The sequence below is a fragment of the Rhodanobacter sp. LX-99 genome, assembly GCF_018599185.1.
Classification (GTDB): domain Bacteria; phylum Pseudomonadota; class Gammaproteobacteria; order Xanthomonadales; family Rhodanobacteraceae; genus Rhodanobacter.
Window position 1 is genome coordinate 1,393,070 of record NZ_JAHFVL010000001.1, and the last position, 19,575, is coordinate 1,412,644.

12 protein-coding genes and 1 pseudogene are annotated in these 19,575 nt (G+C 65.6%); 6 read left to right on the forward strand and 7 right to left on the reverse strand.

All coding sequences use genetic code 11. The annotated features are described in order from the left end of the window. Positions 1-12: 12 nt before the first annotated feature. The 4 genes from aceE to rsgA all read right to left on the reverse strand — a co-directional run bounded on the left by aceE (position 13) and on the right by rsgA (position 7,788). Entirely contained in the window at positions 13-2,733 is a 2,721-nt protein-coding gene (gene aceE, locus KK131_RS06640; RefSeq protein WP_214555886.1) for a pyruvate dehydrogenase (acetyl-transferring), homodimeric type, read from the reverse strand. Between the two features lie 167 nt (positions 2,734-2,900). Next, positions 2,901-5,192, reverse strand: coding sequence for an NADP-dependent malic enzyme (locus tag KK131_RS06645; RefSeq protein ID WP_214555887.1), 2,292 nt, complete (start codon positions 5,190-5,192; stop codon positions 2,901-2,903). 113 nt (positions 5,193-5,305) lie between these two features. Beyond that, a complete protein-coding gene (locus KK131_RS06650) occupies positions 5,306-6,589 on the reverse strand; it encodes a flavohemoglobin expression-modulating QEGLA motif protein (RefSeq protein ID WP_214555888.1) in 1,284 nt (427 codons plus the stop codon). A 143-nt stretch (positions 6,590-6,732) separates the two neighbouring features. After that, a complete protein-coding gene (gene rsgA / locus KK131_RS06655) occupies positions 6,733-7,788 on the reverse strand; it encodes a ribosome small subunit-dependent GTPase A (protein ID WP_214555889.1) in 1,056 nt (351 codons plus the stop codon). Between the two features lie 171 nt (positions 7,789-7,959). Between rsgA and KK131_RS06660 the strand changes: the two genes are divergently transcribed. The 5 genes and pseudogenes from KK131_RS06660 to KK131_RS17635 all read left to right on the forward strand — a co-directional run. Further along, a complete protein-coding gene (locus KK131_RS06660; RefSeq protein WP_214555890.1) occupies positions 7,960-9,204 on the forward strand; it encodes an aminotransferase class I/II-fold pyridoxal phosphate-dependent enzyme in 1,245 nt (414 codons plus the stop codon). An 8-nt stretch (positions 9,205-9,212) separates the two neighbouring features. Next, the gene (locus KK131_RS06665; protein WP_214555891.1) at positions 9,213-9,812 is read left to right on the forward strand and encodes an SGNH/GDSL hydrolase family protein; all 600 of its coding nucleotides are present in this window, start codon (positions 9,213-9,215) and stop codon (positions 9,810-9,812) included. An 86-nt stretch (positions 9,813-9,898) separates the two neighbouring features. Beyond that, complete coding sequence (locus tag KK131_RS06670) at positions 9,899-10,756, forward strand: UDP-2,3-diacylglucosamine diphosphatase (protein WP_214555892.1); 858 nt, start codon at positions 9,899-9,901, stop codon at positions 10,754-10,756. 80 nt (positions 10,757-10,836) lie between these two features. Next, positions 10,837-11,760, forward strand: a complete 924-nt coding sequence (grxD, locus tag KK131_RS06675; RefSeq protein WP_214555893.1) for a Grx4 family monothiol glutaredoxin — start codon at positions 10,837-10,839, stop codon at positions 11,758-11,760. A gap of 66 nt (positions 11,761-11,826) precedes the next feature. Continuing rightward, positions 11,827-12,175: pseudogene (locus KK131_RS17635) on the forward strand (IS21 family transposase); the annotation flags it as partial. A 280-nt stretch (positions 12,176-12,455) separates the two neighbouring features. Here the strand turns inward: KK131_RS17635 and KK131_RS06680 are convergent. The 3 genes from KK131_RS06680 to KK131_RS06690 all read right to left on the reverse strand — a co-directional run bounded on the left by KK131_RS06680 (position 12,456) and on the right by KK131_RS06690 (position 17,746). Continuing rightward, the gene (locus tag KK131_RS06680) at positions 12,456-14,306 is read right to left on the reverse strand and encodes a sulfotransferase (protein WP_214555894.1); all 1,851 of its coding nucleotides are present in this window, start codon (positions 14,304-14,306) and stop codon (positions 12,456-12,458) included. Positions 14,307-14,463: 157 nt separating this feature from the next. Next, entirely contained in the window at positions 14,464-16,020 is a 1,557-nt protein-coding gene (locus KK131_RS06685) for a sulfotransferase (protein WP_214555895.1), read from the reverse strand. 415 nt (positions 16,021-16,435) lie between these two features. Further along, a complete protein-coding gene (locus KK131_RS06690; RefSeq protein ID WP_250887038.1) occupies positions 16,436-17,746 on the reverse strand; it encodes an aspartyl/asparaginyl beta-hydroxylase domain-containing protein in 1,311 nt (436 codons plus the stop codon). Between the two features lie 197 nt (positions 17,747-17,943). Here KK131_RS06690 and KK131_RS06695 point away from each other — a divergent pair, with 197 nt between their 5' ends. Then, positions 17,944-19,518 carry a tetratricopeptide repeat-containing sulfotransferase family protein gene (locus KK131_RS06695; protein ID WP_214555896.1) on the forward strand — a complete coding sequence of 525 codons (1,575 nt, stop codon included), beginning with the start codon at positions 17,944-17,946 and terminating at the stop codon, positions 19,516-19,518. Positions 19,519-19,575 lie beyond the last annotated feature (57 nt).

Consider the following 19,575-nt stretch of genomic DNA (forward strand, 5'->3'; position numbering starts at 1 on the left):
GGGTCGGCGGCGTCACACCGTCAGCGGATTCGGCTTGTCCTGGTCGAGCTTGTATTCCTTGATCGCGCGGCTGACGTCCTTCGCGTTCACCTTGCCGTCCTTCGCCAGCGCGGCCAGCGCCGCGTGCGCGATCCAGTAGCGATCGACCTCGAAGAACTCGCGCAGGTGCGCGCGGGTGTCCGAGCGGCCGAAGCCGTCGGTGCCCAGCACGGTGTAGCGCATGCCGTCGGGCAGGAACGCGCGGATCTGGTCGGCGTACTCGCGCACGTAGTCGGTGGCGGCGATCGCCGGGCCGGAGCGCCCGTCGAGCAGGCCGGTGACGTACGGCACGCGCTGCTCCGCTTCCGGATGCAGGCGGTTCCAGCGCTCGGCGTCGAAGCCGTCGCGGCGCAATTCGATGAAGCTGGGGCACGACCAGATGTCGGACTCGACACCGAAGTCGTTCTTCAAAAGGTCGGCAGCCGCGATGACTTCGCGCAGGATCGTGCCCGAGCCGAGCAGCTGGACGCACGGCGCCTTGCTCTTGCCCTTGGCTTTGCCCGATTCCCCATTCCCGATTCCCGAATCCCGGAACAGGTACATGCCCTTGATGATGCCTTCCTCGCTGCCCTTGGGCAGGTCGGGGTGGCTGTAGTTCTCGTTCATCACGGTGACGTAGTAGTAGATGTCCTCCTGCTCCTGCATCATCCGGCGCACGCCGTCCTGCAGGATCACCGCCACTTCGTACGAGAAGGTCGGGTCGTACGACTTCACGTTCGGGATCGCGCCGGCCATCAGGTGCGAGTGGCCGTCCTCGTGCTGCAGGCCCTCGCCGTTCAGCGTGGTGCGGCCCGAAGTGCCGCCGACCAGGAAGCCGCGCGAGCGCATGTCGCCCGCGGCCCAGCACAGGTCGCCGATGCGCTGGAAGCCGAACATCGAGTAGTAGATGAAGAACGGCAGCATCGCCTGGTTGCTGACCGAGTAGCTGGTCGCCGCCGCCATCCACGACGCCATGCCGCCGGCCTCGCTGATGCCCTGCTGCAGCACCTGGCCCTTCTGGTCCTCGCGGTAATACAGCAGCTGGTCGGAATCCTGCGGCTTGTACTTCTGGCCGAACGGCGCGTAGATGCCGATCTGGCGGAACATGCCTTCCATGCCGAACGTGCGCGCCTCGTCGGCCACGATCGGCACGATCCGCTCGCCCAGCTGCTTGTCGCGCAGCAGCAGGTTGATGCCGCGCACCAGCGCCATCGTGGTGGAGATCTCGCGCTCGCCGGTGCCCTTGGTGATCTGCTCGAACGCGGCCAGCTCCGGCGCCTTCAGCTTGGCGTCGGCCTTGCGCCGGCGCTGCGGCAACGCGCCGCCGAGCGCCTGGCGGCGCTCCAGCATGTACTGCACTTCCGGCGAGTCCTTGCCCGGGTGGTAGTACGGCACGTCGTGCAGCTTGTCGTCGGGAATCGGAATCTGGAAGCGGTCGCGGAAATGCCGCACCGACTCGTCGTCCAGCTTCTTCTGCTGGTGGGTGGGGTTCTGCGACTCGCCGGCCGCGCCCATGCCGTAGCCCTTGACCGTCTTGGCCAGGATCACCGTGGGCATGCCCTGGGTGTTCACCGCCGTGTGATAGGCCGCGTAGACCTTGTGCGGATCATGGCCGCCGCGGTTCAGCCGCCAGATGTCGTCGTCGCTGAGGTTGGCGACCATCTCGCGCGTCTCCGGGTATTTGCCGAAGAAGTGCTCGCGCGTATACGCGCCGCCGAACGCCTTGCACGCCTGATACTCGCCGTCGACGGTTTCCATCATCAGCTTGCGCAGCACGCCCTTGCTGTCGCGCGCCAGAAGCGGATCCCAGTAGCTGCCCCAGACCACCTTGAGCGCGTTCCAACCGGCGCCGCGGAACACGCCTTCCAGTTCCTGGATGATCTTGCCGTTGCCGCGCACCGGGCCGTCCAGCCGCTGCAGGTTGCAGTTGATCACGAAGATCAGGTTGTCCAGGCCCTCGCGGCCGGCCAGCGAGATCGCGCCGAGCGACTCCGGCTCGTCGCATTCGCCGTCGCCCATGAAGCACCAGACCTTGCGGTCGCTCTTCGGCACCAGCCCGCGGTGTTCGAGGTACTTGAAGAACTGCGCCTGGTAGATCGCCTGGATCGGGCCCAGCCCCATCGACACCGTCGGCACCTGCCAGTAGTCCGGCATCAGCCACGGGTGCGGGTACGACGACAGCGCGCGGCCATGGCCGGCCACTTCCATGCGGAACAGGTCGAGCTGGTCCTCGGCCAGGCGGCCTTCGAGGAACGAGCGCGCGTAGATGCCCGGGCTGGAATGGCCCTGGTGCAGCACCAGGTCGCCCGGGTGATCGGCGCTCGGCGCGCGCCAGAAATGGTTGAAGCCGACGTCGTACAGCGTCGCGCTGGAAGCGAAGCTGGCGATGTGCCCGCCCAGCTCGCCCGGCTTGCGGTTTGCGCGCACCACCATCGCCATCGCGTTCCAGCGGATCAGCGAGCGGATGCGCCATTCCATCGCGGCATCACCGGGGCTCTTCGCTTCCTGGCTGGGCGCGATCGTGTTGACGTATTCGGTGGTCGGGTTGAACGGCAGGTAGCCACCCGAACGGCGGGTGGTGTCGACCATCTTCTCCAGCAGGAAATGCGCGCGTTCGGTGCCGTCGTGATGGATCACCGCGTCGAGCGAGTCGATCCACTCCCGGGTTTCGGTGGGGTCGATGTCCTGGTTGAGGATGTCGTCGAGCTGATCCATGAAGATTCTCCGCGGCGCCGTTGCAGCGCTCATGCTTGAGGGGGTACCCGCCGCCGGGGGATTGCGGCGGGATCAACGTCCAAGTCTAGCCGTTGGGCCCGAGGGTCGCCAATGCAGATTCCATGCGGCGGCGCACGGCGGCGGGGCCACCGGCGCCAGGCGGGCGGTCAGCCTTGCGGGCGGTTCGCCGCGCGGATCTGCGCCTCGACGCAGGCCACCGCGCTCATGTTCACCACCCGGCGCACGGTCGATTGCGGCATCAGGATGTGCGCCGGCTTGGCCACGCCCATCAGGATCGGCCCGATCACCACGCCATCGCTGAGCATGCGGGTCATGTTGTAGGCGATGTTCGCCGCGTCCAGGTTCGGGAACACGAACACGTTCGCTTTGCCTTCCAGCCGCGAGTTCGGGAACAGCTTCTCGCGCAGCGCCGGGGTCAGCGCCACGTCGGCCTGCATCTCGCCCTCCACTTCCAGCCGCGGCGCGCGGGCGCGGATCAACTCCAGCGCCTTGCGCATCTTCTTCGCGCCGCAGGTGTCGCGGCTGCCGAAGTTGCCGCCGGACAGCAGCGCGATCTTCGGCGTGATGCCGAACAGCTTCAGCCGGATCGATGCCTGCAGCGTGGCCTCGGCGACCTGCTCGGGGCAGGGATCGTCCTGCACATGCGTATCGAGGTAGAAGAACGTGCCCTTGTCGGTGGCCACCGCGGCCATCGCCGACGGTTCGACCACGCCGGCGTCCAGGCCGATGATGTCGCGGATGTAGCGCAGCTTGCCCTGGTACTGGCCGACCAGGCCGCAGATCATCGCGTCGGCTTCGCCGCGCTCGACCATCAGCGCGGCGATCGCGGTGGGCCGCGAGCGGACCACCGCCTTGGCCATCGACGGGGTCACCCCGCGGCGTTCCATCAGCCGGTGATAGTGCTGCCAGTAGGCGTCGAAGCGCGGGTCGCTGTTGATGTTGCAGATCTCGATGTCCACGCCCGGCTGGATGCGCAGGCCGGCGCGCTTGATGCGCTTCTCGATCACTTCCGGACGGCCGATCAGGATGGGTTTGGCCAGGCCTTCGTCGACCACCACCTGCACCGCGCGCAGCACGGTCTCCTCCTCGCCCTCGGCGTAGACCAGGCGGCACGGTTCGGACTTGGCCCGCTCGAACACCGGCTTCATCAGCAGGCCGGTGCGGAACACGAAACTGGTGAGGCGATCAATGTACTCGGCGAAGTCGGCCATCGGCCGCGTGGCCACGCCCGAGTCCATCGCCGCCTGCGCCACCGCCGGCGGCAGCTGCAGTAGCAGACGCGGATCGAACGGCTGCGGGATCAGGTAGTCCGGGCCGAAGCTGGGCGGCTTGCCGCCGTAGGCGCGCGCGCTGACGTCGGACGACTCGCGCCGCGCCAGCGCGGCGATCGCCTTGACGCAGGCGATCTTCATCGGCTCGTTGATCACCGTGGCGCCCACGTCCAGCGCGCCGCGGAACAGGTAGGGGAAGCACAGCGCGTTGTTGACCTGGTTCGGGTAGTCCGAACGGCCGGTGGCCATGATGCAGTCCGGCCGCACCGCTTTCGCCTCTTCCGGGGTGATTTCCGGGTTCGGGTTGGCCAGCGCGAAGATGATCGGCCGCGCGGCCATCGTGGCGACCATCTCCGGCTTCAGGATGCCGCCGGCGGACAGGCCAAGGAACACGTCCGCGCCCTCGACGATTTCGGCCAGCGTGCGCGCCTTGGTGTCGCGCGCGTAGCGCTGCTTGTCCGGGTCGAGGTCGGTGCGCTCGTTGTGCAGCACGCCGTGGCGGTCGAACGCCAGGATGTGCTCGGGCTTCACGCCCAGCGCCACCAGCATGTCGAGGCAGGAGATCCCCGCGGCGCCGGCGCCGGTGGTGGCCACGCGGATGTCCTCGATCTTCTTGCCGACCACCACCAGCGCGTTGATCAGCGCCGCGCCGACGATGATCGACGTGCCGTGCTGGTCGTCGTGGAACACCGGGATCTTCATCCGCTCGCGCAGCTTGCGCTCGACGATGAAGCACTCCGGTGCCTTGATGTCTTCCAGGTTGATGCCGCCGAAGGTCGGTTCGAGGCTGGCGATGATCTCGACCAGCTTGTCCGGGTCGTTCTCGTCGATCTCGATGTCGAACACGTCGATGCCGGCGAACTTCTGGAACAGCACGCCCTTGCCCTCCATCACCGGCTTGCTCGCCAGCGGCCCGATGTTGCCCAGGCCCAGCACCGCGGTGCCGTTGGTGATCACGGCGACCAGGTTGGAGCGCGCGGTGTACTCCGCCGCCGTGGTCGGGTCCTCCACGATCGCATCGCAGGCCGCGGCCACGCCGGGCGAATAGGCCAGCGACAGGTCGCGCTGGGTCAGCAGCGAGGTGGTTGGGGTGACCTTGATCTTGCCGGGGCGCGGCAGGCGGTGGTATTCGAGGGCAGCAAGGCGCAGTTCTTCGGGGAGGCTCATTGGATACGTTTTGTCGGTGAAGGGAAGTCCATCCGCCGCGGCGGATGACTTTCCGTGATGTTAGCACCGGGGCGGCCTGCGCCGGCCCGTTCTTGCGGCGCTACGCCGCGCTCCTAGACGCTCTGCAGCAGTTCGTCGCCATGTACCCGGTTCAACTGGATGCCGTTGATGAAGACCGAGAACGCCAGCTTGCCGGCCAGTCCATGCACGTGCTGCATCCACGGCGGCAGCCAGCGCGGCGGCAGGATCGCGCCGGATTCGAAGTGCGGCTGCAACGCGACCACGTCATGCAGGGTCAGCTTGCCAGCGAACAGGTGGCGCAGCAGATCCATCCGCCGCTGCTTCAACGCCAGGCGGAAGAACGTGTGCACGGTGAGCAGGCCGGACAGGTAGACGTTGTCCTTGGCGAACGCCGCGCCGCCGCCCAGCGGCACGCCGCGGAACACGCGCTGGGCCGAATGGAAGCTGTCCGCCGCGCTCTGCCCGCAGGCGCTGAAGTACTTGTAGACCTCGACGAAGTCGGCGCCGCCGAGCGCCATGTCGATCGCCAGGATGCGCAGGCTGATGCGCTTGAGCCGGGTGATGTCGATCGCGCCGGACATCAGCTCGGCGAACACCGCCAGGCCTTCCTGGGTCGCGGTGACCCGCGGCGAGGTGCGCGCCAGCGAGGCCAGCAGCGGCTGCCGGCGGCCGTTCAACGCGGTCAGCGAATGCACGAACGCCTCGTGCGCCAGCAGCTGGTGGCGATCGTATTCGCTGAAGCTGGCGCCGCCGCGCAGGCGGATGCGGGTGGCGCCGGCGGCCGCCTTGGCGGTCAGCTCGGGATCGACCTCGACGTTGATCGTGCCGGCGCCGAAGAACTCGTCCAGGGTGGCGGCCAGGTCGCCGCGCAGCACGTCGGCCGGCACGTTCACGCAGCTGTCGTCGGCCAGCAGGTCCGCGCCCAGCTCGTCGGACAATTCGACGAAGTAGCGCGCCGCATCGAGGTTGCTGCGCCGGCTGCCGGGGATCATGTCGTCTGGACGTCCATACAGCGCGATCGACGGCGCGGTGACGCCGGCCGTGCCGACCGATTCCAGCATCTCGGCGGCAATGCGCCAGGATTCGGCGGTGCGGCGCAGGTAGTCGCCCAGCGGGTCGATCTCCGCACCCTCGGCCGCCGCCGCCTCGATCGCCGCCAGCTCGGCGCGCGCCGCGGACAGGTCCGGCCGCGTGTAGCTCACGTCCGGCAAGGCGAAGCGACCCTTGTCGTAGGCCTCGATCATGCGGCCTTCCAGCGACGCCGGCCACGCCACCGTGGGCAGGATGTGGATGCCGCGCACCGCCGCCAGCAGGCGCTGGTCGAGCGCGGCGTAGCGCTGCAGCCCGGGCGCGACGGTACCGTCCGATGCGTTCATCGCGCGGCCCTGCATGACGAGCCGGTACGACCTCCCGGCTCGGAATATGACGACGACAACCGACGCATGCCTGCGCTCCGCTACGACGATGCCGCGATACTAGATGCTTTGGCGCGCCTCGTGCGCAAGCCGAGCGCGCCGGCTCAGTCCCGCTCGCGCTGCCCGCGATGGCCGTGCGGCCGCTCGATCGGCCGGCCGCCACGCTGGCGGCGCAGGCGCGCTTCCAGCGTCGCCGCCTGCTCCTCGCGCTCGTCGTGCAGCTTGAGGAAGTTGCGCCAGCGCCCGGGCGCCAGTTCGCCACTGTCGAGCGCCACCTGTATCGCGCAGCCCGGCTCGCTGCCGTGGCCGCAATCGGCGAAACGGCATTGCTCGGCCAGCGCCTCGATGTCGGCGAACAGGTCGAGGTTTTCCTCGCCGGTGAGCTTCAGCTCGCGCATCCCCGGCGTGTCGATCAGGCAGCCACCGCTGGGCAACTGCAGCAGGGCGCGATGGGTGGTGGTGTGGCGGCCGCGGCTGTCGTGGCTGCGCACTTCGGCGGTGGCCATGCGTGCCGTGCCGAGCAGGGTATTGGTCAGGGTCGACTTGCCGGCGCCGGAGGAGCCGACCAGCACCGCGCTGTCGCCCGGCTGCAGGTACGCCGCCAGCTGCGCCACGCTGGCCGGGTCCTTGCCGTTCAGTGCATGGATCGGCGTCGCGGCGGGCAGCCGCGCACGCAACGCCGCGATCTGCGCCGCGGCGTCCTCGCGCGTGTCCAGCTTGCTCAGCAGCACCACCGGCTGCGCACCGGAATCTTCGGTCAACGACAGGTAGCGTTCGATCCGCGCCGGGTTGAAGTCGCCATCCAGTCCGGTCAGTACCAGCACGTAGTCGATGTTGGTGGCGATCAGCTGCCGCTCGTAGCGCTCGCCGGCCGCCGCGCGCGACAGCACCGTGCGCCGCGCCAGCACGTTGACGATGTGCGGCGGCTTGCCCGCCTCGACCTCGACGAAGTCGCCGACCACCGGCCGCTCGGCCGGGTCGATGCCGCGCTTGAGGAAACGCCCGTCCGGCTGCGCGCCGAACAGGGTCCCGCCGTCGTGCAGCTCATAGCCGGCGCGATGCTGGGCCACGACCCGCGCCAGGCGCAAACCGGCGGCCGGCAGCGCATCACCGCGCCAGCCGATGCGGCGCAGGCGTTCGATCGTTTCGGCATCGCTCATGGGGAAGTTCAGTCGGCTCGGTCCGGTGATTATGCCTTGCCTGAAGATTGCCCGACGATGAACCGGAATCCGGCCCAAAAGATGCTCGCGCTGCACTGCACCACGCTGCTAGCATCAAGCCGCCGGCGGCACGCCCGCCTGTCGACCTCAACCTGCACAAGGACACCGGCGTTGGCCTCGATCACACCCAGTGCGCACCTGGCGGACGTGCGCTACGAAATCCGCGGTGCACTGACCCGGCGCGCGCGCGAACTGGAGGCTGCCGGCCTCGACATCATCAAGCTCAACATCGGCAACCCCGGCCGCTACGGCTTCGCGGCGCCGGCGCACCTGCGCGAGGCGATCGCCGGCCACCTGCACGAGAGCGAGGCCTACGGCCACGAACAAGGCCTGGAACTCGCCCGCGAGGCGATTGCCGCGCAGCAGCGCGCACGTGGCGGCCAGGGCGTCGAACCCGAGCGCATCTTCATCGGCAACGGCGTCAGCGAGCTGATCGACCTGTCGCTGCGCGCCCTGCTGCAGGCCGGCGACGAGGTGTTGCTGCCGAGCCCGGACTACCCGCTGTGGAGCGCCGCCACCATCCTCAACGGCGGCCAGCCGCGCTACTACCGCTGCCTCGCCCGCCACGGCCACCTGCCCGATCCGGACGAGATCGAGGCGCTGATCACGCCGCGTACCCGGGCCCTGGTGCTGATCAACCCGAACAACCCGACCGGCGCGGTCTATCCGCGCGCGCTGCTGGAACGACTGGTGGCGATCGCGGCGCGGCATCGCCTGCTGCTGCTGTCCGACGAGATCTACGACGAGATCCTGTACGACGGCGCCACCTTCCAGCCGCTGGCCGAAGTGGCCGACGAGTGGCCCTGCCTCAGCTTCGGCGGCTTGTCCAAGGTGCATCGCGCCTGCGGCTACCGGGTCGGCTGGATGAGCCTGTCCGGCGATCCCGCGCGCAGCGCGGCCTATCGCGATGCGTTGCAGCTGCTGGCCGCACTGCGCCTGTGCGCAAACGTCACCGCGCAATGGGCGGTGCTGCCTGCGCTGCAGGATGCGCCGACGATCGGCACGCTGACCGCTCCCGGCGGCCGCCTGCACGAGGCGCGCCGGGTCGTGCTGGAAGGCGTCGCCGCCAGCGACTACCTGGAACTGGTGGCTCCGGAAGGCGCCCTGTACGCGTTCCCGCAGGTGCGCGCCGACCGCCTCGCCGGCTTCGACGACGAGGCCTTCGCGCTGCGCCTGCTGGAAGAGGAATCGGTGCTGGTGGTGCCCGGCAGCAGCTTCAACGTGCCGCGCAGCCGCCACTTCCGGCTGACCCTGCTGCCGCCGCCCCCGCAATTGCGCGAAGTGTTCGTGCGGATCGAGCGGGTGCTGGCGGGCATGGCGCGCGAGCAGTCGCCATCCGCCGCCGCGGTGGCCTGAGCCGCGCCGTGCCGACCTGTCTCGCCCTCGGCGACTCCTACACCATCGGCGAGGCGGTGGCGGTGCACGAACGCTGGCCGGCCGTGCTGGCGCAGCGCCTGCGCCACAGCGGCACGTCGATCGACGAGCCGCAGATCGTTGCCGTCACCGGCTGGGCCACCGACGAACTGGCGCAAGGCATGGACGCCGCGGTGCTGCTGCCGCCCTACGACCTGGTGACGCTGCAGATCGGCGTGAACAACCAGTACCGCGGCCGCCCGGCCGACGACTACCGCGCACAGTTCGCCGGCCTGCTGGAGCGCGCGATCGCGCTGGCCGGCGACCGCGCCGCGCGCGTGGTGGTGGCGTCGATCCCGGACTGGGGCGTCACCCGCTTCGCCAGCGAACAGGGCCGCGACCGCGCACGCATCGCCGCCGAGCTGGACGCCTACAACGCGCTGGCCCGCGCTGAAAGCGAACGCGCCGGCGCCCGCTTCGTCGACATCACCGGCATCTCGCGCCAGCATCCGGAGCTGCTCGCCGACGACGGCCTGCACCCTTCCGCGGCGCAGTACGCCTTGTGGGTGGAGGCGATCGAACCGGCGGTGCGCGCGGCGCTTCGCTGCTGATCGCAACCGCGCTGCAACCTGTCCGCCATCGCACGGTGACGTGGTGCTTTCACACTGGCGCCCCGGGCAACCACCGGGGACCGGCCATGACCAGCCTGCACTGCCGCAGCGCCTTCATCTCCGACGTGCATCTGGGCACGCCGGACTGCAAGGCCGCCTACCTGCTCGACTTCCTGCGCCAGCTGCGCTGCGAGAAGCTCTACCTGGTCGGCGACATCGTCGACCTGGAGGCGCTGTCCCGGCGCCGCTGGTGGCATGCCGAACACAGCGCGGTGATCGCCGAGATACTGCAACTGGCGCGCCGCGGCGTCGACGTCGTCTACATCCCCGGCAACCACGACGCGCCCATGCGCGGCCTGCACGGACAGAACTTCGGCGGCGTGCGGATCGCACTGGATGCGGTGCACGTCGGCGCCGATGGCCGCCGCTACCGGGTCAGCCACGGCGACGAGTTCGACCCCGAGCGGATCGGCCGCCGCTGGATGCTGCAGTTCGGCGAGGCGATGCATCGACTCATCTGCTGGAGCAACCGCCGGCTGCATGCGATGCGGCGACGGCTGCAGCTGCCGTACCTGCCGCTGTCGATCGTCCTCAAGTCGCACATCGGCAGGGCGCTGGCGTACATCCGCGCGTACGAGCAACGCGTCGCCGCGGACGCGCGCGAACGCGGCTTCGACGGCCACATCTGCGGGCACATCCATTTCGGCCACGTGCGCGAGCTGGCCGGCGTGCTCTATCTCAACGACGGCGACTGGGTCGAGCACTGCACCGCGCTGGTCGAAGACCACACCGGTGCGATGGAACTGATCCACTGGAGCGAGCAGTCCACCGCGCTGGGTCGCGCCAGCCGCGAGCTGGTCTGGCCCTCGCCCGCCGCGGTGCTGGCGCTGGCGCCGCTGGGCGCCCGCCGGCGCCACCTCGGCGAGCTGCACCGGGCCGCCTGAGCGGGGGCAGCCTTGAAGGCCGGCAAGTCCCCCGCATATCGGACGGCGTATCATTGAAGCCTTCTTTGCCGGAGTTCCCCATGTCCCTCGACGCCGCCACCCGCGAACGTATCGAAACCCTGCTCAAGGACCACCGCGTGGTGCTGTTCATGAAGGGCAACCGCCAGCAGCCGATGTGCGGCTTCTCCGCCGCAGCCACCAACACGCTGAACGAGCTGCTGCCCGAGTACCACACGGTCAACGTGCTGGACGACCCGGAGATCCGCGAGGGCATCAAGGCCTACGGCGACTGGCCCACCATCCCGCAGCTGTACGTGGAAGGCGAACTGGTCGGCGGCGCCGACATCATCCGCCAGATGTACGGCAGCGGCGAGCTGCACCAGCTGTTCGGCATCGCCGCGCCGGACCGCACCCCGCCGGAAATCACCATTACCGATGCCGCCGCCGAGGCGATCCGCCAGGGCACCGCGAACGCGCAAGGCGTGGCGCTGCACCTGGAGATCGGCCCCGACCACAGCGCCGGCTTCCAACTGGCGCCGGCCGGCGAACACGACATCGTGGCCCACGCGAACGGCCTCGAAGTGCACTTCGACCCGGCCAGCGCACAGCGCGCCAAGGGCATCGTGATCGACTGGGTGTCCACCGTGCAGGGCGAGGGCCTGAGCCTGAAATTCCCCGGCGCCACCGAGATCAAGCCGCTCAGCGTGCAGCAGCTGAAGCAGCGGCTGGCCGCCAACGACATCACCCTGATCGACGTGCGCCCCGCCGCCGGCCGCGCCCAGGCCGCGCCGCTGGCACAGGCCCGGGTACTCGAAGAGGAAGGCTACGAGAGCCTGGCCAACCTGCCGAAAGACACCGCGCTGGCCTTCATCTGCCACCACGGCATGTCCAGCCGCGCCATGGCCGAACGCTTCGCCGCACACGGCTTCAGCAACATCTATAACGTGGAAGGCGGCATGGACGCGTGGGCCAGCGAGGTAGATTCCGGCGTGCCGCGCTACTGAGCAGCACATTCTTGCTGAAAGAAAAGCGCCGTGATGAAGGTGCTTTTCACGGTGAAACAAGATGGCTGCGCGAGCCGGGCCTTCTGGCTGGCTGCGTATTCGGGCGAAGGACACGAGATGCTGTTCGATGCCCACGCGCAGTGCCTGACCGGCCTGGGAGGCGTGGCATCTAGACAACATGAGGGCGGCTGTGGACAGGGTGGGCAAGGGCAAGGAGCACATCGTCAACGCCCGTTTCGCGGTGATCTGCTCGCACTATCTGATCGATGCGGACTTCTGCAACGTCGTCGCCGGTTAGGAGAAGGGGCGCGTCGAGAAGGACGCGCAGGATAACCACCGTGGCCTCTGGCAGGAGGCAGAGAACGAGCGTTGGGGCTCATTCGCCGAGCTCAATGCTTGGCTGACCGTACGCTGCCCCGGGCATGGGCCGCCGCGTCTCACCCGAACCATCCAAGCATGAGCATCGCTACCGCCCAGGCGAACAAGGCGAAAATCACCTCACGCGAGCGGGCACGCAAGCGGGGCTATGGCAGTGTCGACCCCATCCAAACCAAAGGGGGCCATCGATCCGTTTTGAGCGTCGGCCACCTATACTTATCCACGGCCGAGGGGGGGGACATCCCCTCGGCCTCGTTGCCCTAGTCAATTTTCAATCTGCAGAGGTGATCGGTTTTCAACCGGCGCCAACGCGGTGGTCATTTAACGCGAGCGCGTCGTTCAGCACGATCAAGGGTAGGCTGCAAATCAGGGAGAACCCGTTTGATCAGGTCCGCATGCCGGTGCCACTTGCCCGGAGCGGGCTCGGTCACGGTGTAACGTGAAAGCGGCAAAGCACCGTCGAATGAGCAATCCCAGTCAAACCCAAGCTCGGCGCACAGCCGCGCCACCTCTGCCGCAGGGTTCGTAAGGAGCACGTCATAGCGTGCAATATGGCAACGACCAAGCGGCAGCGAATCAAGATCATCGAGCAGGATGCGTGTGGTGGTGTCCCACTGCGCTGCCACGATCTCAACCAACGGTCGCCCGATGAGGTTACGCCAACCCGGCACCAGCAACAATGACCAAGGCAGGCCAGTCCAACCAGGAAGGTTCGGATAAGTACGGAATCTGCCGGACTGCCAAGCCTCGATCATGCTGCTCAGGATCTCGCGCGGATCGCGGTGCAGATAGATGAACTGTGCTTCCGGAAAAACTTTCGCCAGGAACGGTATGCGCAATGCGTTCTTGGGTGTTTTCTCGAGCAGCCGAAGCGGTCGCTGTTCCGGCGACCTGCCACTCCGGTCGCGCAGCTCGGCGAGAAAACGGCGCCGCAATGCCTCGATCAGTTCCGGTGACGCTGCAATTGCATCAAGACGGTTGGAGTCATAACCAAACTCACTTGCGCTCAAGCCAGGGGTGCCTTCGATCAGCGAATGACTTTCGCGGCCAATCGTGTAAAGCCCTGGTGCCTTCGCCAAGGTCTCAAAAAGCAGGGTAGAACCGGAGCGGGGGGGCGAAATAATGAATACCGGACGATCGTAGATCGGGTCGCGGTCAATTCCATCCGCACGCGGCCCTGGAATGGTGGAGATCGTACTCTGGCGCAATTCATCGCCACTACAGGCACGATTGTTGTCACCAATCGCCACTGACAGGACCATGAGTCGCAATGCGACCACCAACGACGAGTCATTGACCAATTGCAATTGCGATGCGGAATTCTGCAGCCACTGCTGGTAGGAATTCAGCGCTTTGCGATAGGCAGGCAAACCGGCCGGATCGGTACCATATTCCGACCACAGCGCCTGCCAGGCGGCAAGAAAGCGCGCTGTCACATGCTTCACTGGCTCCAGTTGCGAATGCGGACGCACCTCATGCAGGAGAAAGGTGATGTGCTCTCGCATCTCCCAGGGCGTCATCACGGCAGGCAGGTTGACCGATTCATAGCGTAAGGCAGGGTGGAGTTCGTCAGTCGGCGCAACAAGCTCGGCACGCCAGCCCTCAGGCACGTAGTTGCCCGGCATCTGGCCGTCTCTCACCAGTTCCCCGAACCCGTCGCTACCGACGGTATCTGCCACCAGATGAATCCGCTCGTCGTCGGAGCCATTGATCACTTGATGCTGGCGCCAAGTATCGAATATCCAACACTCACCCGGCCCCATATTCACTTCAACTTCCCCGCATATGAATCGTACGGTCGGCTTGGTCACGATGGGCACGTGCACACGTGCGCGTGCGCGCCAGTAGTAGTTGACGTCGAAGTGCGGAGTGACCTCGGCGTGACCGGTAAGTTTCATCAGGCGGGTCCGTCCCCATACGGCGCCAATTCGCGACAGCACCTGCATCAAATAGGGACTTTGCAGAAGATAGGGCGTGGGCCGCATCGCACCCGAGAAAGACTCATTGTCAGGATTGCCATCGACCGCAATCAACGGTAACCACAAATTGCCGGGATACTTCTGCGGGTGTTCGTGCCAGGCGTCTTCGCCAAACATCGCGATCTCCCGCGCGAGTACCTCGGCATCGAACCGTAACGGCAACTGGATAAATGGGACCGGCAGTTTCACTGATTATATTCACTTAGATGGATTGAACTGTGTCCCGACAGTGGAACTGAATGAGCTGCTTCAGCTCCCATGGGAGTTGACTACTTCATAGTAAAGAAGGGAACATACTCTTTAACCACTCATCAATGGAATGACCCCACGCGTTTGCCTCAGCACACTATATGGTGATCGCCTGGCGTAAGGACAGCAGGTGTTCTTCGTAGTGCCGCCACTCCTGGAAAAACCGTTGGTGAATCGGCTCACGGACCTGGGCCGCGCTGAGGGTTGCGACCACCGCCTTGTTGCTCGTTATATCGACGCAGCCCGGCTCCCACTCCAGGCCACAGAATGCAAGCGCCTTGCGGGTGGTTGTTTCCGGGTCCCTGACGAGTTCACTGTACGACACGTCATGAATGACCCCCGGCATCGCCGCATGCCAATGGGCCAGCACCTTCCGGTATTGCAGATAGTGCGCAGCGAGAGCCTGCAGGTCATAGTTCCACGGAAATGATTCACCCATGACCCAGGTACGGAAATTGGAAAAGCACACATCCATGGGATCGCGAACCATGTTAAGTATTCGCGCCTGGGGCAGCGCCCGATGGATCATTCCGGCAAGCATCCAGTTGCGCGGCATCTTGTCGACGAAAAACCCCGTATCCCGGGCGCGCCATTGCGTCCGCTCCAGGTACCGCCGCCCGATTTCCGTATAATCCAGCCCGGGCAATCGCTCCACGACACCTTCGTCCAGGATGCTCTGGTTGTTCGCCGCCCAACGAAGCTGCATCCCGAAATCATAGAGTTCGCCTGCGGACGTCACCTGGGAGTGGTTGCTGATCACGCGCTCCATCAGCGTTGTCCCGGACCGGGGCATGCCGATGATGAAAATGGGTTGCGGCCCTTCGTGGACCACATCCCCAGGTTGAAGAAATTCTGGGGTGCAGCGCTCGATCAGGCCATTGAACAGGCGCCACGCATAATCGGGATCATGGTTCTGGCGCGCATACATGGTTGCATTGGCGCGCTCCAGTGCGCCCCACGCCTCGTCATAGCGGCCAAGATCCTCCAGCTCCTTGTAGAGGGCGAACAGGATGATCGCTTCGTCGTCGCTCCCCGGTGTCACCTGCCGCAACTGCTGTCTCAGTCGGTCCAGGTGATTGCGCTCGGCGGTCTGCTTGCGCACTCTGGAAAGCGAGAGTGTCGTCATGCCGTCCAGCGGTCTCAGACAAAGGCTCGCCTCCAGTTCGGCCTCGCCCTCCTGCAGATGCCCGTTGAAGATCAACGCATGCGCACGATCGAATCTGAACTCGGGGCTGTTCATGCCTGCAGCCTCAGCGCGATTCAGCAAGGCCAATGACCCCTCATGATCGCCAAGAATGCGGCGCAGCTTTGCCATTCGGGCAAGCCTCGGCGCGTCACTGATTCGCGCAACGGCGGCATGGTTCAAGGTGTCCCGCGCCACCACCGTTTCACCCACCTGTAGCAACGCATCCACGACATCGACGATCAACTCCGGGTCGTCCGACAGATGGCTCACGGCGGTCAATGCCAGCGCGGTCGCCGCTTGCACCCGTCCATCTTCCAGCGCAATTGCGTGAAGAGCCAACATCGAAGGAACATGCGTGGGATTTCGCTGGATCAGCGACTCCAGAGCAATGCGTGCTGCCATTGTCTGGCCACTGAGCAGATAGCGCTGGGCTCGCCCCCAGTACTTGGCTGTTGTTGCATCAGACATCTTGAATTGCGCCGGCGATTGCGGTCATGGATCAGGGTGAAGCAGCAGTAAGTTGGTCAATGGCCCGAACGGCATGCAAACGCATCCGTGCTCGTCATCGATTTGGTCATCATGCTCTCAGATTGAACTTCGACGCGCCAGCTCGTGCCTCTTTCAGCAAGCAGCGAGCCTGAGAGATGTCACCTGATCCTGCTGAGCGTGAGTTGCACCAAGGCTGTTTGCGTCATCGAACTGACGAGTCTGGTTGGCGACTACAGGGGAAGTGCATCAATGAAAGCAGGCGACGGAGCGCCGCTGGGAAACAGCGTCAAAAATCAACCGATAATCATCATTTCGGCGCAACCATGCCGATGTTTTGGCGCGACAGCCAGAACGGCCATCTGGACTTTAATTGATCTGAGCGTCCCTGGCGCAGCTAGGCAAGTCCGGTCGCCTGGTTGAAATCGCCGATAGCCTCCACCAAGTCCGTCACCGCGAGGCGTTCGGCCTCGCTGAGATCCGGATTCCAGCAATCCAGAATGAGCACGACCCGGGTTTCGTCACTGCGGTTCCATGCCTCGTGCACAAAGGTGTCGTCGAAGGAGACGCAGTGACCTTCCCTCCAGATGTGGTCTTCGCCACCCACGCGAAGCGCGCAATCGGACGGAACCATGAGCGGAAGATGAGTTACCAGACGCGTGTTGGTGACGCCAGTGTGCGGCAGGATATGGGCACCCGGACTCAGCACAGAGAAAAGCGTTTCAGGCGCGTGATCACGAATTCGCACCAGTGGCAAGGTGTCGAGCAGGCTCGCGGTTTGCGGACACGCCATGCAATTTGCGTCGTAGCGCTTGCCATGACGGTAGAAAAAGTATGCGTCCCACGCGGCGGGCCGGTCACTGGAGGAGCTGAGCATTTCCCCGGCTTTCTCGGGAGACTGCACACCGAGGAATGGCTCCAGCTGACGATCCTTCGACAGCACCGCGCGCAACTCCTCATTGACAGCGTCGGTTGTCGCCTCCAGCTCCTCCAGCCAGGGGAAGCGCTCGCGCGGATAGAACGGCTGGCTCGGGATGTCGGGAAAGTACAGGAATGTCGGCTTCTGGCGCTGATCCGGGACGTTCTTAGGCTGCTCGCCCAGATAGATGGCTAGGCAATGTTCCACCCGTACCAGTTCGGACCTGCCGTAGCGTTGCTGTAGCGGAGCCAGTACCTCGCTGAACAACCGCTGGCGCCCCTCATTGGCATAGTTCATGGCGTACTTGACCACGACACGCAGCGCTGGCGCCGTGGTGCCATCATCAAGCCAGCGCCCCTTCAGTTGCGCTGTTCGTATCGCGGTGAAGTAGGCCAGAAGCGCCTCATGCGCACGCCCCAACTGCTCCAGCGCGATACCCAGCTGCAGACGCGCAACGAAGGCTTGCGGTGTCCGCGCCAAGGCGGTTTCGAGGCTGACCGCGGCGGCGCTGAAATCGCCCGCTGCGAGCTGGGCCGAACCCAGCTGGCTCAGAACGGCGGGGTCCTCCGGTTTGACCCGATCGGCGTCTCGCAAGAGTTTGATTGCCTGGGCGTGATCATTGCGGGCAAGATGACGATCAGCGAGAAACTGCAACGCCTGCACGTCATCCGGCGCAACTCCGTGAAGACGGGCAAAGCACTTTTCGGCCAGTTCAGCCTCGCCGCGACGCAGATGTTCCAGCGCCATCAACCGGTATGTCTCGGGGGTTGCTTGCTGCAAGTCGTTCATCGCTCCGGCTTCATTCTCGCGTTGGCTGGTACCGACACCTTGCCGCGTCTACGGGCCGATCACAAAGGTATAATACGCGTTCACGCGGCGCCACCGTCGGCGTGTCGAAGCCAGCCACGAGTCATACCGCGTCTGGTAGGCGTACAACACATCGGAACAGCTCCCATGGCGCCGCCACCGGCAACCCGGAGTGAAGAATGACGACCCGCCTCGATGGGCTGACAGTGACTGCCGTGCAACAGGTGGTGGCTGCAGGACAAGCACTGGACGCAGGCCGCATCGACCAGGCCAGCCGCTATCTGGCCAGCGTCACGGCGGCACATCCCGATCACCCGGAAGTGCTGCGCATGTTGGCCGGCATCCAGGGTATGCAAGGTCAACACCAGGAGTCGGTCCGCACGATGCGCCGCGCGCTGGCACAGCGACCTGGCGATCCCGCTTATCACAACACCCTAGGCACCCTGCTTGGCCAGGCCGGCGAATACGATGCCGCCATCACGGCGCTGCGACACACCTGCGAGCTGCAGCCGGACATGGCCATCGCCTGGTACAACCTCGGCGTGATGCTGGTGCGCTCGGTGCGCAATGAAGAGGCGTTATACGCACTGCAACAAGCTGTAGCGCTCGACCCCCATCACATGTCGGCACGAGCGCTGTTGGCCGACATGTTGCGCATGCGCGGTGAAACCGGGCAGGCCGAGACGGAGTATCGGCGGGTAATCGCGGAGCAGTCTTGGGCAGGCATGGCGTGGTGGGGACTGGCTGACCTCCGGACGCAGTGTCTTGTCGAGAGCGATATTCAGAAAATGCAGCAGGCACTGCGCGAACCACGGGCCAGCGACGACGACCTTATGGCGATCGGCTTCGCCCTGGCCAGGGCGTATGACGAAGCAGGGCAATATGCGGAATCACTTGAGGCGCTCGCCTCCGCCAACGCCATTGCACATCGTCGCCGGACCTGGGATCGACGGGGCTACTCGACGGCGATTTCTTCGCTCAATGCGGCCTTTACGCCGCCCCCTGCGGGCGCGCCGCGGGGACTAGGTGAAGAGGTTGTCTTCATCGTCGGCCTGCCGCGCTCCGGCTCGACCCTGGTCGAGCAGATACTGGCGTCACATTCAATGGTGAACGGTGCCGGCGAGCTGCCCGACCTACCCCAGGTATTGGCCGAAGAGTCACGACGTCGCGGTCAGCACTTTCCGCGCTGGGTCAATGCCATGCGGCCAGCCGACTGGGAGCGGCTGGGCCAGCGCTATCTCGAACGTACTGCGTATTGGCGAAAGACGCGGCAGCGCTCCACGGACAAACTGCCAGGCAACTGGATCTACCTCGGTGCGATTCGCGCGATGCTTCCCGGTGCGCACATCATCGGCTGCCAACGCGACCCTCTGGAGACCTGTTTCTCTTGCTATCGCCAGCGCCTGGATAACAATGAATACACGCGAAACTTCGACGATCTCGCAAGCTTCTGGCGGGACTGCGAGCGCAGTTTGCGGCACTGGCACAACCTGCACCCGTCGAAGGTACTGATCCATGATTACGAGGCCATGCTGGCAGAACCGACTGCCCGCATTCGCGAGTTGCTGGAATTCTGCAATCTGCCGTTCGAGGAAGCCTGCCTGCGATTCCACGAGAACACGCGCGAAGTGCGTTCACCCAGCGCAACCCAGGTGCGCCAGCCATTGACGGCGAACACTGCCAGAACGGATCGTTACGGCGCCCTGCTCGACCCGTTGCGTACCGCGTTGGGTTTGCCTGTATGGAGCAACTGACAGGATCTGGGGTGACTGCGTCGAAGTGCATCCCTGCCGCGTTCGATGCTCGAGCCC

Coding starts and splice junctions, on each gene's coding strand:
- aceE (WP_214555886.1), bottom strand. CDS start 2,733: ATGGATCAGCTCGACGACATCCTCAACCAGGACATCGACCCCACCGAA.
- KK131_RS06645 (WP_214555887.1), bottom strand. CDS start 5,192: ATGAGCCTCCCCGAAGAACTGCGCCTTGCTGCCCTCGAATACCACCGC.
- KK131_RS06650 (WP_214555888.1), bottom strand. CDS start 6,589: ATGAACGCATCGGACGGTACCGTCGCGCCCGGGCTGCAGCGCTACGCC.
- rsgA (WP_214555889.1), bottom strand. CDS start 7,788: ATGAGCGATGCCGAAACGATCGAACGCCTGCGCCGCATCGGCTGGCGC.
- KK131_RS06670 (WP_214555892.1), top strand. CDS start 9,899: ATGACCAGCCTGCACTGCCGCAGCGCCTTCATCTCCGACGTGCATCTG.
- grxD (WP_214555893.1), top strand. CDS start 10,837: ATGTCCCTCGACGCCGCCACCCGCGAACGTATCGAAACCCTGCTCAAG.
- KK131_RS06685 (WP_214555895.1), bottom strand. CDS start 16,020: ATGTCTGATGCAACAACAGCCAAGTACTGGGGGCGAGCCCAGCGCTAT.
- KK131_RS06690 (WP_250887038.1), bottom strand. CDS start 17,746: ATGAACGACTTGCAGCAAGCAACCCCCGAGACATACCGGTTGATGGCG.
- KK131_RS06695 (WP_214555896.1), top strand. CDS start 17,944: ATGACGACCCGCCTCGATGGGCTGACAGTGACTGCCGTGCAACAGGTG.